A 13,514-nucleotide genomic window follows, 5' to 3' on the forward strand; every position below is an offset into this window, starting at 1 on the left:
ATTTATAAAAAAATCCGGAGCCCGTAGTGTTAAACTACAAACCCGGACTTTTGTGAAGCCTGTTATTTTATTTGAATTACTTAGCTAAGTTAGCGAAGTATCCTAAAGTTCTTATTAATTGAGAAGTGTAAGACATTTCATTGTCATACCAAGAAGTAACTTTAACTAATTGTTGTCCGTTTACTTCCATAACTTTTGTTTGAGTTCCATCAAATAATGAACCGAATTCTATTCCTATTATATCTGTAGATACTAAAGGCTCTTCAGTATATCCGAAAGATTCATTAGATGCAGCTTTCATTGCTTCATTTATTTCTTCTACAGTTACATTTTTATCTAATGTACAAACTAATTCAGTTAAAGAACCAGTTATAACTGGAACTCTTTGAGCTCCTCCGTCTAATTTACCTTTTAATTCTGGTATAACTAAACCTATAGCTTTTGCAGCTCCTGTAGTGTTAGGAACTATGTTTGCAGCAGCAGCTCTAGCTCTTCTTAAATCACCTTTAGCATGAGGGCCATCTAAAGTATTTTGGTCATTAGTATATGCATGTATAGTAGTCATAAATCCTTTTTGTAATCCGAACTTATCATTTAAAGTTTTAGCCATTGGTGCTAAACAGTTAGTTGTACAAGAAGCTCCTGATATAACTGTTTCACTACCATCTAATATATCATGGTTAACGTTGTATACTACTGTTTTTAAATCTCCTGTTGCAGGTGCAGATATAACAACTTTCTTAGCTCCAGCTTCTAAGTGAAGACCAGCTTTTTCTTGAGAAGTGAAGAATCCAGTACATTCTAATACTATATCAACATTTAATTCTTTCCAAGGTAAGTCTTGAGGGTTTCTTTCAGCAGTAACTTTTATTTCTTGTCCGTTAACTACGAAAGCTCCTTCTTTAACTTCTATTTCACCGTTGAATCTTCCTTGAGCTGAATCATATTTGAATAAGTGAGCTAATGTCTTAGCATCTGTTAAGTCATTTATTGCTACTACTTCAAATTTATCTGTTTGCTCCATTAATCTTCTTAGAGCTAATCTACCTATTCTTCCAAATCCATTAATTGCTACTTTAACCATTGTATTTGCCTCCCTAAAGTAAATGTGTGTATATTTAGCTAGCTTTAGCTAGTTATTAATTAATTAATTTATTTCTAATATTTTATAAGCACTTTCTTCATCTGTAACAATAATCATATTTTCATTAACCTTTGAAATTGCAGTAACTGCTTCAGCTTTACTTGCTCCTGCAAATATTGCTATATTATTTTTCACAGATTTAAATGTTTCTAGTTTAATTCCTACAGTGTTTAATTCATATACTATTTCACCATTTTTATTGAAATAATATCCAAAGGCTTCTCCTACAGCTCCTTTAGCTAATATTTCTTCAACTTGTTCTTTTGGTAGTTTTCTTCTAGTAGCCATTTCATCTGCTCTTCCGATTCCAAAGACAAGTATGTCTGTATTTAATACATAATTTAGTGTTTTGTTTATATCAGGTTCTAAACTAAGCGTTTTCATCGCTTCTACACCTAATTCATCTGGTACATGAAGTAATTTGTAATGTGCTCCTAATTTTTTTCCTACAATAGCTACAATATTGTTTGATTGAGTTTCTACATCTTTTCCAACTCCGCCTCTTGCAGGTACGATAGTTGTTTGATGATATTTTTTATCGCTTTTTAAACTGTTTGCAAATTCTAACATAGTGCTTCCACCTGTTATTGATACTATGTTTGTATCTTTTAAAATACTTAAAAAATACTCAGCACCTTGTTTAGCAACATCTTTTAACAAGCTTTCATTTTTCTCAAAGTTACCAGGAACTACTATAACTTTCTTTATTCCCAGCTTTTCCTTAACTTTATGTTGTAGCTTTGAAAGACCCATAACCTCATTCATAACATCTTTTAACTGTTCTAAAAGCTCTAATCCTTCTTCTGTAACCGTCATTCCTGATACCGCTACATTTATTAGATTTTGTTCTTTCAAAATTTCAGTTTCAGATCTTACTATTCTTTCGCTAATTTCTAGCATATTTGATAATGTACGTCTTCCTATTGGTTCACTTAAAGATATTTGTCTTAGGATCGAATATCTTCTTTCCATAAGTTCTATTACCTGTGGAATTAATTTCTTTTGCATATCAATTAAATTATTCATTAAGACTTGCTCCTTCAATATTAATCAATGTCATAGGGACTTTTTTTGTCCCTTGTTTACTTTTTAGTCCCACAAGTTAATTTCATTTTATAGGAAATCCTTATTAATTTCAATACTTTTTAAAATTTTTTTATATTTATTTATTTTAATATTCCCTTCTCTTACTAGATGAAGGTATCTGAAGCTCTTCCCTGTACTTAGCTACAGTCCTTCTAGCCACTGAAATTCCACTCTCTTTTAATATCTTAGATAAGTGCTCATCACTTAATGGTTTCTTCTTATTTTCCCCTTTTATTGTTTCCTTTATAATCTTTTTTATACTTGTGCTTGATGTCATTTCATCATTTGTAGTCTCAATTCCACTACTGAAAAAATATTTAAATTCATATAATCCAAAAGGTGTTAACATGTATTTTCCATTTACACCTCTACTTACTGTCGATTCATGGCACTCTATAATTTGAGCTATGTCTTTTAATTTTAATGGCTTTATAAATTGTGGTCCTTTATTAAAAAAATCTTGCTGATACGAAACTATAGACTCTGCTATTTTAAGAACGGTATGATTTCTACTTTGTATATTTTTAACTAAATGTGTTGCAGAGTTTAATTTTGATTTTATAAAGTCTTTTGCTTCATTATCTGAAGATGAATTTTTAAGTACTTCTTTATAAAAATTGTTTATTTTCAACATATATGAATCTTTTTCATTCATACATACTATAAATTCACTATCTATTTTTTCAACTATAACATCAGGCTGAACATATATCGTTTTCTCACTACAACACATCTTCCCTGGTTTGGGATCTAACTGCTTTATTTTATTAACTAAATTTATACATCTTTGCATTGATATTTTATGTTTTTTACTAATTTCTTTTACCTTATTTAAAGCTATTAAATCCAAATCTTCTTTTATTATATTTATTAATTCTTCATCATAAACACCTTGGTTTTTTGCTTGTATTATTAAACATTCAACTAAATTTCTAGCTCCTACACCAACTGGATCTAACTGTTGAATTTTGTATAAGCAGTTCTCAAATGTAGAACTTTCTACATTTAGTTCACTAATTATTGACGCTTCTGATACTCTTAAATATCCATCTTCATCTAAACTATCTATTATATAATTACAAACTTCTCGTTCTATTTTGGTAAGTTTATACAATCCTATTTGAAGATTTAAATATTCATATATATTAGTTTCTTCTTTTACCATATTTTCAAAATTAAAGTCATTATCTGGATTATAATTAACTTCTCTTTTATATCCATTATCCATATCTTTTATATAGGCTTCCCAATTTATTTCTTCTCTACGTTCAACATCTAATAATGGATTTTCTTCTGCTTCTTTTTTTATTTCTTCTTCTAGTTCCATTTTACTCATATTAAGTATTGCTAAAGATTGTTTTAACTGTGTTGTCATAACTAGCTTTTGAGACTGTGTCAACTCCAACCTATTATTAAAGTTCATAAATTTTTTCACCTCACTTTATGTATTATTTCAAACTAAAAACCCTTTTGCATGAATATATTCTACCACTTGGTATAACACTTATGCAAAAGGGTTTTATTTAATATTTTATTACATGTTCATTTTATCTAATATAGCCTTTAGTTCCTCTTCATTAAATACATATTTTGTATTACAGAATTGGCATCCTATCTCAGCTTGTTTGTCTTCTTCTATTATTTCAGCTACCTGATCTTTTCCTATAGATATTAAGACACCTTCTACTCTTTCTTTAGAACATTCACATTCAAAACCTACTTCACACTTATCTAATATTTGAGGGTTTAATCCATCAAGTACTATTTCAAGTATGTCTTCAGGAGTTTTTCCATCCTTTAACATACTAGTTACAGAATCTAATTTTGCAACATTAGCTTCTAATGTTGCTATCGTTTCTTCAACAGCATCTGGCATTAGTTGAACTATAAATCCTCCTGCATACTCAACTTCATCTTCTTTAGTTAATACGCCTAAAGCTACTACTGATGGAGTTTGCTCCGATAAAGCAAAGTAATAAGTTAAATCCTGAGCTATTTCCCCACTAACTATAGGATATGATCCATTATATGGTTCTCTTAATCCCAAGTCTTTAGTTACTCTAACTGTTCCTTCTGTTCCTACAGCAGCCGCAACATTTAATTTTCCATTTGGATAGTCTTCAACTACAACATTTGGATTGTCTACATATCCTTTTACTATTCCTTTAGAGTTAGATGTTGCTAATATACTTCCTATAGGTCCTCCACCTTTTATTATGACAGTTAATTTATCTCCGTCATTTTTCATCATAAGACCCATCATAGATGTTACTGTAAGAGTTCTTCCTAAAGCAGCAGTTGCAACTTTAGTTGTTTTATGAAATTCTCTAGCTTTTTCTACCATTTCTCTAGTATTTGCAACAAATGCTCTTACTTGTCCATCCCCAGCTGTTGCTCTTATAACATAATCCTTCATATATATTCCTCCAATCATCTTAAACTAGTGTTGTCTATTTTTTACAAACAAAGAATATTCTCTCTGATTCTTCATTTGGTTTATTAAATGTAAAGTCGCCATATACTTTTATATGCTTAAATCCAGCACTTTGAAGCATTTCCATTATTTCTTCTTCTGTATATGCTCTTTGTTGGTGAACTTCTTCAAATTTATCATATCTGCCATCTTCATCTTTTATAAAGAATGCTAATTCCATCTCTAATAAATTTTCTTCATCATCAAAATAGTTTTGCCATAAGTATGATACTTCTTCTCTATTTTCACCATATATATTTCCACCTAATATATTAGCAAGTTTATAATATGAACTTATATCAAACATAAATAATCCATCTTCTTTTAATAGTTCATACGTAGTATCAAATACATTTTGTAATTCATCATCATAAGTTATATAGTTAAATCCATCGCAAGCACATAAAACACAGTCTAATCCAGTTATGTCAAAATCTAATTCTGCTATGTCTTGTTGTAATAATACTAATTCTATCCCTTGCTTTTCAGCTTTTTCTTTTGCTACACTTAGCATTTCTTCAGATATATCTATACCTGCTATATCATATTCTTTTTTAGCCAAAGGTATAGTTACATTTCCTGTACCACAAGCTAATTCTAATATATTTTTAACTTTTACATCTTCATTTTTTATTGTATCTTCTATATATTTAACCCATTTGTCATAATCAACATCATTCATAAGTTCATCATACACAAATGCGAAGTCTTTATACTGATTCATCGTTTTCGTTGTCTTCCTTTTCCTTTTTTTTCTTTTGTTTCTTACGGGATGTTAGCATACCACCTATACGCCCTGCTTCTTTAGCAGTCAAACCTCCCCATCCAATCTCAGAAACCTTGTCCATTAGCCCAAGTTCTGAGGCTATCTCATATTTCATTATATCATCATCTGTCAATATTTTCTTTTTATGGCTAGAGCTTTTAGCTCTTGGTTTATTTATATCAATTTTTTTATCGTTCATTAAAAATCACTCCTTTATTTTGTATTTTTGTCATATGCAAAAAATTTATACAAAATAAGGAGTGGTTTAGTATTATAATAAAGATTTTTTATGTTTTAATAGTTTTATATAAACGTCCAATGCATTTCCTAATATGCTTTCATCAAAGTTAAAGTTTACACTATGAAGTCCATTCACAAAACCTTTATCTTCATTTTTAGCACCTAGCATGAAAAATAACCCTGGTATTACTTGTTGATAGAATGAAAAATCTTCAGATATCATTATAGGTTCTAGTTTTATAAGCTTTTCATTCCCTATAGCTGCTTCAAATTCTTCATACAAAGTTTCATTATTATTAACAGCCGGATAATCATCTCTTATTTCAACATCTATCTTGCAATTATAAGCTACTTCATATCCCTTTGCTAGCTCCCTAACTCGTTCCTTGATAGTTTCATAAACCTCTGGTTTAAAAGCTCTTATAGTTCCTTCTATTCTAATATTTTCAGCTATTATATTTCTTCTAGTACCTCCATACATTTTTCCAACAGTAAGTACTGCATTGTCTAATGGACTAATATTTCTTGATACTATTGTTTGTAAACTTCCTATAAAACTAGAAGCTAATACTATTCCATCTATTCCATTTTGTGGCATAGCTCCATGGCCACTTTTTGCAGTTATATCAATATCTAGTTCACCGACTTGAGCTAAGAAATAATTCGGTCTTGTTCCTACATATCCTTCTGGTATTTCTGGGTATATATGAAGCCCATAAATTTCATCTATATTGTATTTTTCAACTATTCCTGCTTTTATTAATGGTTCCGCTCCTCCAGGACCTTCTTCTGCTGGTTGGAATATAAATACTATATTATCTATTAAGTTTTCCCTTTGTTCATTTAAGTATGTTACTAATCCTAATAATATACTCATATGTCCATCGTGACCGCATAAATGCATAGCTTTCTCCCCCATAGTAAGGGCATCCATATCAGATCTAAAAGCTATAGTTTTAGTAGGATTTTTACCTTTTATAATTCCTACAACTGCTGTATCTAAATATTGTTCAAATTCTACACCTATGTTTTTTAAATAATTTTTTATATAATTACTAGTCTTAAATTCTTTATGCCCAATTTCTGCTAGTACATGTAATTCTTTTCTATTATTTTTCATCGATTCTTTTATATTACATATTTTGTTCATAAAACTCTCCTTTAATAACAATTTGTATATTTTTAATTATACCCAATATATATATACTTGGTATTGTTATTAATGCTTAAGTTTTAAAAAATCATTGCTATTAATGCTTTTTTTGCATAAAAAAAAGATTGGATTAATCCAATCTTTTTTATTATCTATCTTCGTTAGTAACATTGAATACGTAAGGTACGTTTCTATAGTAATCTCCGTAGTTTAATCCATATCCAACAACGAATTTATCTTCTATTTCAAATCCGCAGTAATTAGGAACTAATTCTACTTTTCTTCTACTTGGTTTATCTAAAAGAACACAACATTTTATACTAGCTGGGTTTTTAGTTTTTAAATGACCCATAACAAAGTTCATAGTAAGTGCTGTATCAGTTATATCATCTACAACTAAAACATCATATCCTTCTATATCATCACTTATGTCTGCTACCATATTTACTTGACCAGTACTGTTTTCACCGTGACCATAACTTGAAGTAGTCATAAATCCTATTTTAACAGGTACTGTTATATGTCTTACTAAGTCTGCACAGAATATAAAGCTTCCTTTTAATAAAGATATAACCATTAGTTTTTTACCTTCATAGTCTTTAGATAATTGTGCACCTAACTCTTTTAGTCTTTCTTGTATTTGTTCTTCTGAACATAATACTTCCCATTTTTTAGTTTCTATATCCATCTTGCAACCTCCGTCATTTAATGTTATATCCATTTTATAAGAGATTTCTTAATTTTGCAACGGTTTAGACAGATATTAATTAGCTTTATTCATATCGTCCATTACACTTATTATAACCTTATCTGTTGTAGTCATACCTTTATCACTTACTCTACCTAAGTTTTGTATACTTTGCTCTGCTCCAGTTCCAACTATTCCGTTCATTGGAGGAACTATACAATCTTGTTTAGCTATTATAGCACTTTGTACCGCTGCTGATGCTGCTGATGCAAGTTTTAATGCACATCCAGCTTTAGCTCCATCACATATCATACCACTTAAATTGGCTACCATATTTTCTATTGCACCTTCTATTTGAGTCTCAGTACATCCCATTAACCAAGATAATCCAGATGTAGCTCCTATACTTGCTGCAACTCCACATCCACATACTGCAGATAATCTTCCTGTGTAGTTTTTAACATATGCTGTTAATAGGTGAGATATAGCTAATGATCTAGCTAATCTTTCTTCTGTTTGAGGGAATTTATTGTTATATGCAACTATTGGAAGTATAGCTGTTATACCATGGTTACCACTTCCGTTTGAACTCATAACTGGTAATTTAACTCCTGCCATTCTAGCATCTGATGCAGCTGCTGTTATCATCATTGTATAGTTCATTAAGTCATCACCTAATAATCCAGCTTCCATAGATTTCTTTATACCAAATCCTACCCCTACTCCAACTTTTTCATTTAATCCGTACTTAGCTATCTCTTCATTCATAGTTATTCCATCTAATAAGAATTTAATTTCTTCAAAATCTACAGTTTCCATAGCTTCTACTATTTCTTTTATAGTTATTGTATCTAGTATATTTTCTTTAGGCTCAGATGATGTTGCTGCAACTTCAACTACCTCTTCATTTACTAATACATCTTCATTTTTTTCAACAAGTACTATATTGTCATGCTTAGTTCTTATAACAACTTTAGCAGTATTGTTTTCACCTTCTAATAAAACTTCTATATATACTTTTTCATCTGTATCTATTGGTGATATATTTACTTCATTATTATCCATAAAACTTTCTGCCACTTTAACATCATCAGTAGTTAATGTTTCTAATACTCTTAATCCATTTTCTGATTTTCCACCTATAAGACCCATTGCTGCAGATATTTTTAGTCCTAATCTTTCAGTTCCTGGTATTCCTACGCACATACCGTTTTTGTATACATTTGGGCTAAGTCCTATTGTACATTTTACTACTTCTTCACCTAATGTTTCTTTCGCTTTAGCACATGCTAATGCTACTGCAACTGGCTCTGTACATCCTAATGCTGGTTTAACTTCCGCTCTTAATATATTAACTAATTTTGTTTGTAAATTTTTCATTTTACTCTCCTCCTAGATAACTATAATATTTATACCTTATCTATAAAGCAAAAATCATGCCAAAAATAAATGTTTTTTAAAGCATTGAAAACGCTATATTTTGAAAAAAGTAAATTAATTTTTTATCATTATAATCTCATTTTGAAAAAAAATAGTCTCAAAATGAGATTAAGTATCATTTTGAGACTATTTTATACTTTTCTAGTTTTCTATAGAGTGTAGCTCTAGATATACCTAAAGCTTTTGCTGCTAAATCTTTATCTTTTTTATACTCTTTATATTTTTCTAGTGCTTTTAGTATCTCATGTTTTTCTAATTCATCTAAAGTGTATACATGGTCATTTGAATTTAAGGATATTTCTTCATTCTTATCTATGCTTTTAACTCTGTTTGGTATGTTATCTAATGTTATAGTTTTACCTTCACATCTATTAACACTATATTCTATTATATTTTGTAATTCTCGAATATTTCCAGGCCAACTATAATCGCATAAATATTCTAGAGCTTGAAAATCTACATCTTCAACATTTTTATTTAATTTACTAGAATATTCTTTTATCATATATTCTATAAGCAAATGTATGTCATTTTTTCTTTGTCTTAAAGTAGGTAAAACTACAGGTATTACATTTAATCTATAATATAAATCTTCTCTAAATGTACCTTTTTTAACCATATCCTCTAAATCTTTATTAGTTGCTGCAATTATTCTAACATCTATAGAAACATTATGCTTAGCACCTATTTTGTCTACTTCTTTTTCTTGTAGAACCCTAAGTAATTTAGCTTGTAGATGTAGACTCATATCACCTATCTCATCTAAGAATATGCTTCCTTTATCAGCTAATTCAAATTTTCCTAAACTTCCACCTTTTTTTGCACCTGTAAAAGCTCCCTCTTCATATCCAAACAACTCACTTTCAAGCAAATTATCTGGTATAGCCGCACAGTTAATAGCTATAAAAGGATTTCCTGATCGTTTACTATGGTTATGAATAGCCCTCGCAAATAGTTCTTTACCAGTACCACTTTCTCCCGTTATTAAAACTGTAGAGCTTGTTTTCGATGCCATTAAAGCTTCGTCTTTAGCTTTATTTATAGCATAACTATTTCCAATTATATTATCTAAAAATATCCTATGTGCATTACTTATTTTATTATAGTTTTTTATTGCATCTACTTTATCTATAAAGTCTAGTACATACCCTTTAAGTTCTTCATTCAAAATAATAGGTTTTATATTGTATATTCCTTTAAATTCCTTGTTAGTACCTGTATAACTAAAACTACAAGATTTTTCATTATTTGTATTATTAAAATTATTATCTTTTGCAAAGTTTAACACATCACCTATAAAACTCCCTATTATATCTTTTTTAACCTCAAAAATTTCTTTGAACTTCAGGTTATATTTTTCTATATTTGCATCTTTATCTAAAGATACTACAGCTTTATCCATGTTATCTAATAAAGTTTCTAACTTTTTCTTTTCTAGTTCTACTTCATAAGTTTTTATTTCAGCTTTTAATTTACTAGATATTAAATCTGCCATTTTGTGCAAAAAGTTCATTAAATCTTGTTTCCTAAATTTAATTACATCTGCTTGGTTTTGAGTAAAAGCAATTAATCCAATTACACCATATGCTTTATTATCATATATTATTGGACAACACACTTCAGCAAATTCTTTACAAACATCACTACTATAACACTCATTACATATTTTATTACTTTTTGGATCTTCTATTATTAATTCTCTTTTTGTTGTTAATGAATACTTAAATGCTGAGTATTCTTTTAATTGCTGACCTATTTTATGAAAATAAGTTCCAGTTCCTGCGATTCTTACCAAGTTATAATCTACTATAGTTACATCAATTTCTAAAACAGAAGATATTGCTTCTGCTATGTTTTGTATATCTTTTTTTATAAAGTTTAAATTAATCATGTTTTCCATCCCTTAGTCTATCTTTGTACATAAGTACTTTCATTTCATTAAGAGTTCTATATATTTTATTTAAAGTATACTGTATAGATACCAATATTACAAATAGCATAACCACAATTATCATATTATAATTTATATTCATAAAACTTCCTCCTATAACAAAAGACTAGGCATAACCTAGTCTTCAATAATTTTTTTTCCTATATAAATGTACTTTTCGCTATTCATATTTTCTAAAACCCCTTTAAATTTTGAATGCGAAAGTTTTTCTATAATCTCTTTAGGAGAATAATATTTTATACGCTCTCCACATACTCTTTGTTTAAGACATTTTAACTTAACTTTCAATTTCTCTAAGTTAGGATCTTGTATTATAACTTCTCCATGTGAGTTTAAAACTCTATAAATTTCTTTCAAAGCTTTAGTCTGATTATTAGTATAGTTAAATTGATTTAATACAATCACTTTATCAAAACAATGATCCGAAAAAGGTAACAATTCTAAACATCCTTTAACTACACTACAATTTTCGTTGTGTATTAAAGAATAGCATATGTCATGGTATGCACTATCTTCAAGTATAGTAACATGGACGCCAAGCATCCTTAATTTCTTACCTAGGGTACCTATATTTCCTACCAAAAGTATTCTTTCTCCTATGTCATACCTTGTGATACTTAACATATCTTCTTCGGTATCCTGTGTAAAATAATTAGATTCATAATTCCATTGTACTACGCTTTTCACAGTGCTCCCCCTTCTACTTTTCAGTATGTGTTTTTTACATCATAGAATAGATTATAATCAATCGCGAGCAACTATTCAATAACCATTTTAAAGTATTTCAAAAATTTTTTTTTAATATGGTTTTCCCAGTTCAAATAACTTTTAATTTATATTATTTTCATCTAGTTTTTTTATCTTAGATATAGAAACTTCATAAGCAACTCTTTTCTCTGCACTACCACCTTCAAGCTTCTTTTCATAGTCTCTACTCTGTACCCTTCCCCACATCTGAACTCTATCTCCTACTTCTAAATTCTTCGCAAATTTAGCATTCCTTCCCCATACTATAGATGGTATATAATCAGATTTATTATATGGTCTGTTTATAGCTACTAATAAGTCTGTTATTTCTCTTCCTAAAGGAGTTTTTCTATATATAGGGTCTTTGCATATATATCCATCTAAAAAAATACTATTAGGATCTTTAGCTTCTTCTTCCACTGTTTTTATTTCTCTAACAAAAACAGTTAATACCAACTTATTTCTATTATCTATATTTTTATTATATGATCTCAATTGACCTGAAACATCAACTAAGTTATTTTCGCTTAAATTTACTTCTTGTAATAATCTCTCCGATATAGTTATCGGTAAAACATCATATGTATCGCTTAATCTATGTATCTTTAATTTCGCACTATAAAATTTTTCTCCAAATATTTCATGACTAAGTGTTAATTCCTCTCCAAGTTCTCCTCTTAAATTTACTATGTTAGTGTCTTCTTTTAAATTTATCATATTCTTCCCCCCACATTTGTTAATTACATATTTTATCTTGAATCTATATAATAAATATATTTATAAATACTTACTTTTATTACATCTTTAATAAAATTTAAAACGTTAAGGTACTTTTAATTTAGCAAAAAACAAAAATATGCCGTATCTTCGAAATACGGCATATTTTTATTTTTATTAAATTATAATCTTTAAGCTTTACGAGCTGTAAATGCTTTTTTTAACATAGTTACTGAAGTATATGCTATTACAACTATAACTACCCATCTTAATATCTCCATAGGCATTGATTTAACAAAATATGCAGCTATAATTACACCTATAACTCCACCTATAGTTATAAATAAAGAAGTTTTCTTAGCATATGTTCCTTCTTTTATAAATTTAACACTTGCTGTTGGCATTAATAAAGCACAAGATCCCATCATTATAGGGAACGCTACATCAGGAGACATTCCTAAGAAGTAAACCATAGCCATACATGGAGAATATAATCCAACTCCAGCAGTCATTAATGCACCTAATATAAAGTTTCCAACTATACCTATAATAAGTTTAACTCCTGTTAATCCAGTTGCATTTCCTCCACCAGGCATTAATTCTAATTGAGCTAATAACATTAATACAGCTGTTACTGCTAATGCAAACCCCATTATTATTTGTATTTTTCTCTCATCCATCTTAGATATGATTCCAGCGCCTATGTAAGATCCTGCAACTGCAGCTGCTAATAAGCTTATTAACGTTAATGAATCTACTTTGATAACAGTTGTAAATATAAATGCTTCTAATACAACAGGGATTGTGTGACATACATTTAATGTCCCAGGTATTAATTTATCAGGTATGTTTATTTTTAATGCGTTCATCATTGCTACCGTAGGTGCAAATGAACCAATTCCTAATGTATCAAAAAAGTCTGTTACAAATCCAGTTGTAAAAGGTTTCCATGCAGGAACATTTTCAAACCCATTTGATGCTTTAGCTTTTGATAAATCTTTTACAAAATTGAAACTGAATAATGACACAAAAGCTGCTAATAGTATTCTTACTACGTTTATCATGCTATAATTCCTCCTATTGATTTTGATAAAAAATGTCTTACACAA

Annotated in this window: 14 protein-coding genes; all 14 read right to left on the reverse strand. The window is 29.2% G+C overall.

Going from position 1 to position 13,514, the window contains the following annotated elements:
• Positions 1 to 76: 76 nt before the first annotated feature.
• Positions 77 to 1,084 (reverse strand): type I glyceraldehyde-3-phosphate dehydrogenase, encoded by a 1,008-nt coding sequence (gene gap, locus ACRCYC_RS15865; protein WP_438620073.1) that lies wholly within the window; start codon positions 1,082 to 1,084, stop codon positions 77 to 79.
• A gap of 63 nt (positions 1,085 to 1,147) precedes the next feature.
• Positions 1,148 to 2,170: a sugar-binding transcriptional regulator gene (locus ACRCYC_RS15870; protein ID WP_438620074.1), complete on the reverse strand. Its 1,023-nt coding sequence runs from the start codon at positions 2,168 to 2,170 to the stop codon at positions 1,148 to 1,150.
• 145 nt (positions 2,171 to 2,315) lie between these two features.
• A complete protein-coding gene (rpoN, locus tag ACRCYC_RS15875) occupies positions 2,316 to 3,653 on the reverse strand; it encodes an RNA polymerase factor sigma-54 (protein ID WP_438620075.1) in 1,338 nt (445 codons plus the stop codon).
• Between the two features lie 111 nt (positions 3,654 to 3,764).
• The gene (hslO, locus tag ACRCYC_RS15880; RefSeq protein WP_438620076.1) at positions 3,765 to 4,646 is read right to left on the reverse strand and encodes an Hsp33 family molecular chaperone HslO; all 882 of its coding nucleotides are present in this window, start codon (positions 4,644 to 4,646) and stop codon (positions 3,765 to 3,767) included.
• Positions 4,647 to 4,680: 34 nt separating this feature from the next.
• Positions 4,681 to 5,427, reverse strand: a complete 747-nt coding sequence (locus ACRCYC_RS15885) for a class I SAM-dependent DNA methyltransferase (RefSeq protein ID WP_438620077.1) — start codon at positions 5,425 to 5,427, stop codon at positions 4,681 to 4,683.
• Entirely contained in the window at positions 5,414 to 5,668 is a 255-nt protein-coding gene (locus tag ACRCYC_RS15890) for a small, acid-soluble spore protein, alpha/beta type (RefSeq protein ID WP_438620078.1), read from the reverse strand. Before ACRCYC_RS15890 ends, ACRCYC_RS15885 begins: the two co-directional genes overlap by 14 nt.
• A 72-nt stretch (positions 5,669 to 5,740) precedes the next feature.
• Positions 5,741 to 6,859, reverse strand: a complete 1,119-nt coding sequence (locus ACRCYC_RS15895; protein ID WP_438620079.1) for an amidohydrolase — start codon at positions 6,857 to 6,859, stop codon at positions 5,741 to 5,743.
• Between the two features lie 151 nt (positions 6,860 to 7,010).
• A complete protein-coding gene (gene hpt / locus ACRCYC_RS15900; protein WP_438620080.1) occupies positions 7,011 to 7,550 on the reverse strand; it encodes a hypoxanthine phosphoribosyltransferase in 540 nt (179 codons plus the stop codon).
• Between the two features lie 75 nt (positions 7,551 to 7,625).
• On the reverse strand, positions 7,626 to 8,930 hold the full coding sequence (locus tag ACRCYC_RS15905) for an L-cysteine desulfidase family protein (protein ID WP_438620081.1): 1,305 nt from the start codon (positions 8,928 to 8,930) through the stop codon (positions 7,626 to 7,628).
• Positions 8,931 to 9,105: 175 nt separating this feature from the next.
• On the reverse strand, positions 9,106 to 10,881 hold the full coding sequence (locus ACRCYC_RS15910) for a sigma-54 interaction domain-containing protein (RefSeq protein ID WP_438620082.1): 1,776 nt from the start codon (positions 10,879 to 10,881) through the stop codon (positions 9,106 to 9,108).
• Positions 10,874 to 11,023 (reverse strand): hypothetical protein, encoded by a 150-nt coding sequence (locus ACRCYC_RS15915; RefSeq protein ID WP_438620083.1) that lies wholly within the window; start codon positions 11,021 to 11,023, stop codon positions 10,874 to 10,876. Before ACRCYC_RS15915 ends, ACRCYC_RS15910 begins: the two co-directional genes overlap by 8 nt.
• 35 nt (positions 11,024 to 11,058) lie before the next feature.
• Complete coding sequence (locus ACRCYC_RS15920) at positions 11,059 to 11,628, reverse strand: class I SAM-dependent methyltransferase (RefSeq protein WP_438620084.1); 570 nt, start codon at positions 11,626 to 11,628, stop codon at positions 11,059 to 11,061.
• Between the two features lie 141 nt (positions 11,629 to 11,769).
• Positions 11,770 to 12,405: a single-stranded DNA-binding protein gene (locus tag ACRCYC_RS15925; RefSeq protein ID WP_438620085.1), complete on the reverse strand. Its 636-nt coding sequence runs from the start codon at positions 12,403 to 12,405 to the stop codon at positions 11,770 to 11,772.
• 191 nt (positions 12,406 to 12,596) lie between these two features.
• The gene (locus tag ACRCYC_RS15930) at positions 12,597 to 13,469 is read right to left on the reverse strand and encodes a sulfite exporter TauE/SafE family protein (protein ID WP_438620086.1); all 873 of its coding nucleotides are present in this window, start codon (positions 13,467 to 13,469) and stop codon (positions 12,597 to 12,599) included.
• Positions 13,470 to 13,514: the final 45 nt, after the last annotated feature.

The organism is Paraclostridium sp. (assembly GCF_051657365.1).
GTDB lineage: Bacteria > Bacillota > Clostridia > Peptostreptococcales > Peptostreptococcaceae > Paraclostridium.

What these genes read in the sequence shown, in the direction of transcription:
- ACRCYC_RS15910 (WP_438620082.1), bottom strand. Translation starts at nt 10,881, where the DNA reads ATGATTAATTTAAACTTTATAAAAAAAGATATACAAAACATAGCAGAA.
- ACRCYC_RS15930 (WP_438620086.1), bottom strand. Translation starts at nt 13,469, where the DNA reads ATGATAAACGTAGTAAGAATACTATTAGCAGCTTTTGTGTCATTATTC.
- ACRCYC_RS15915 (WP_438620083.1), bottom strand. Translation starts at nt 11,023, where the DNA reads ATGAATATAAATTATAATATGATAATTGTGGTTATGCTATTTGTAATA.
- ACRCYC_RS15905 (WP_438620081.1), bottom strand. Translation starts at nt 8,930, where the DNA reads ATGAAAAATTTACAAACAAAATTAGTTAATATATTAAGAGCGGAAGTT.
- ACRCYC_RS15885 (WP_438620077.1), bottom strand. Translation starts at nt 5,427, where the DNA reads ATGAATCAGTATAAAGACTTCGCATTTGTGTATGATGAACTTATGAAT.
- ACRCYC_RS15925 (WP_438620085.1), bottom strand. Translation starts at nt 12,405, where the DNA reads ATGATAAATTTAAAAGAAGACACTAACATAGTAAATTTAAGAGGAGAA.
- hpt (WP_438620080.1), bottom strand. Translation starts at nt 7,550, where the DNA reads ATGGATATAGAAACTAAAAAATGGGAAGTATTATGTTCAGAAGAACAA.
- ACRCYC_RS15895 (WP_438620079.1), bottom strand. Translation starts at nt 6,859, where the DNA reads ATGAACAAAATATGTAATATAAAAGAATCGATGAAAAATAATAGAAAA.
- rpoN (WP_438620075.1), bottom strand. Translation starts at nt 3,653, where the DNA reads ATGAACTTTAATAATAGGTTGGAGTTGACACAGTCTCAAAAGCTAGTT.
- ACRCYC_RS15890 (WP_438620078.1), bottom strand. Translation starts at nt 5,668, where the DNA reads ATGAACGATAAAAAAATTGATATAAATAAACCAAGAGCTAAAAGCTCT.
- ACRCYC_RS15870 (WP_438620074.1), bottom strand. Translation starts at nt 2,170, where the DNA reads ATGAATAATTTAATTGATATGCAAAAGAAATTAATTCCACAGGTAATA.
- hslO (WP_438620076.1), bottom strand. Translation starts at nt 4,646, where the DNA reads ATGAAGGATTATGTTATAAGAGCAACAGCTGGGGATGGACAAGTAAGA.
- gap (WP_438620073.1), bottom strand. Translation starts at nt 1,084, where the DNA reads ATGGTTAAAGTAGCAATTAATGGATTTGGAAGAATAGGTAGATTAGCT.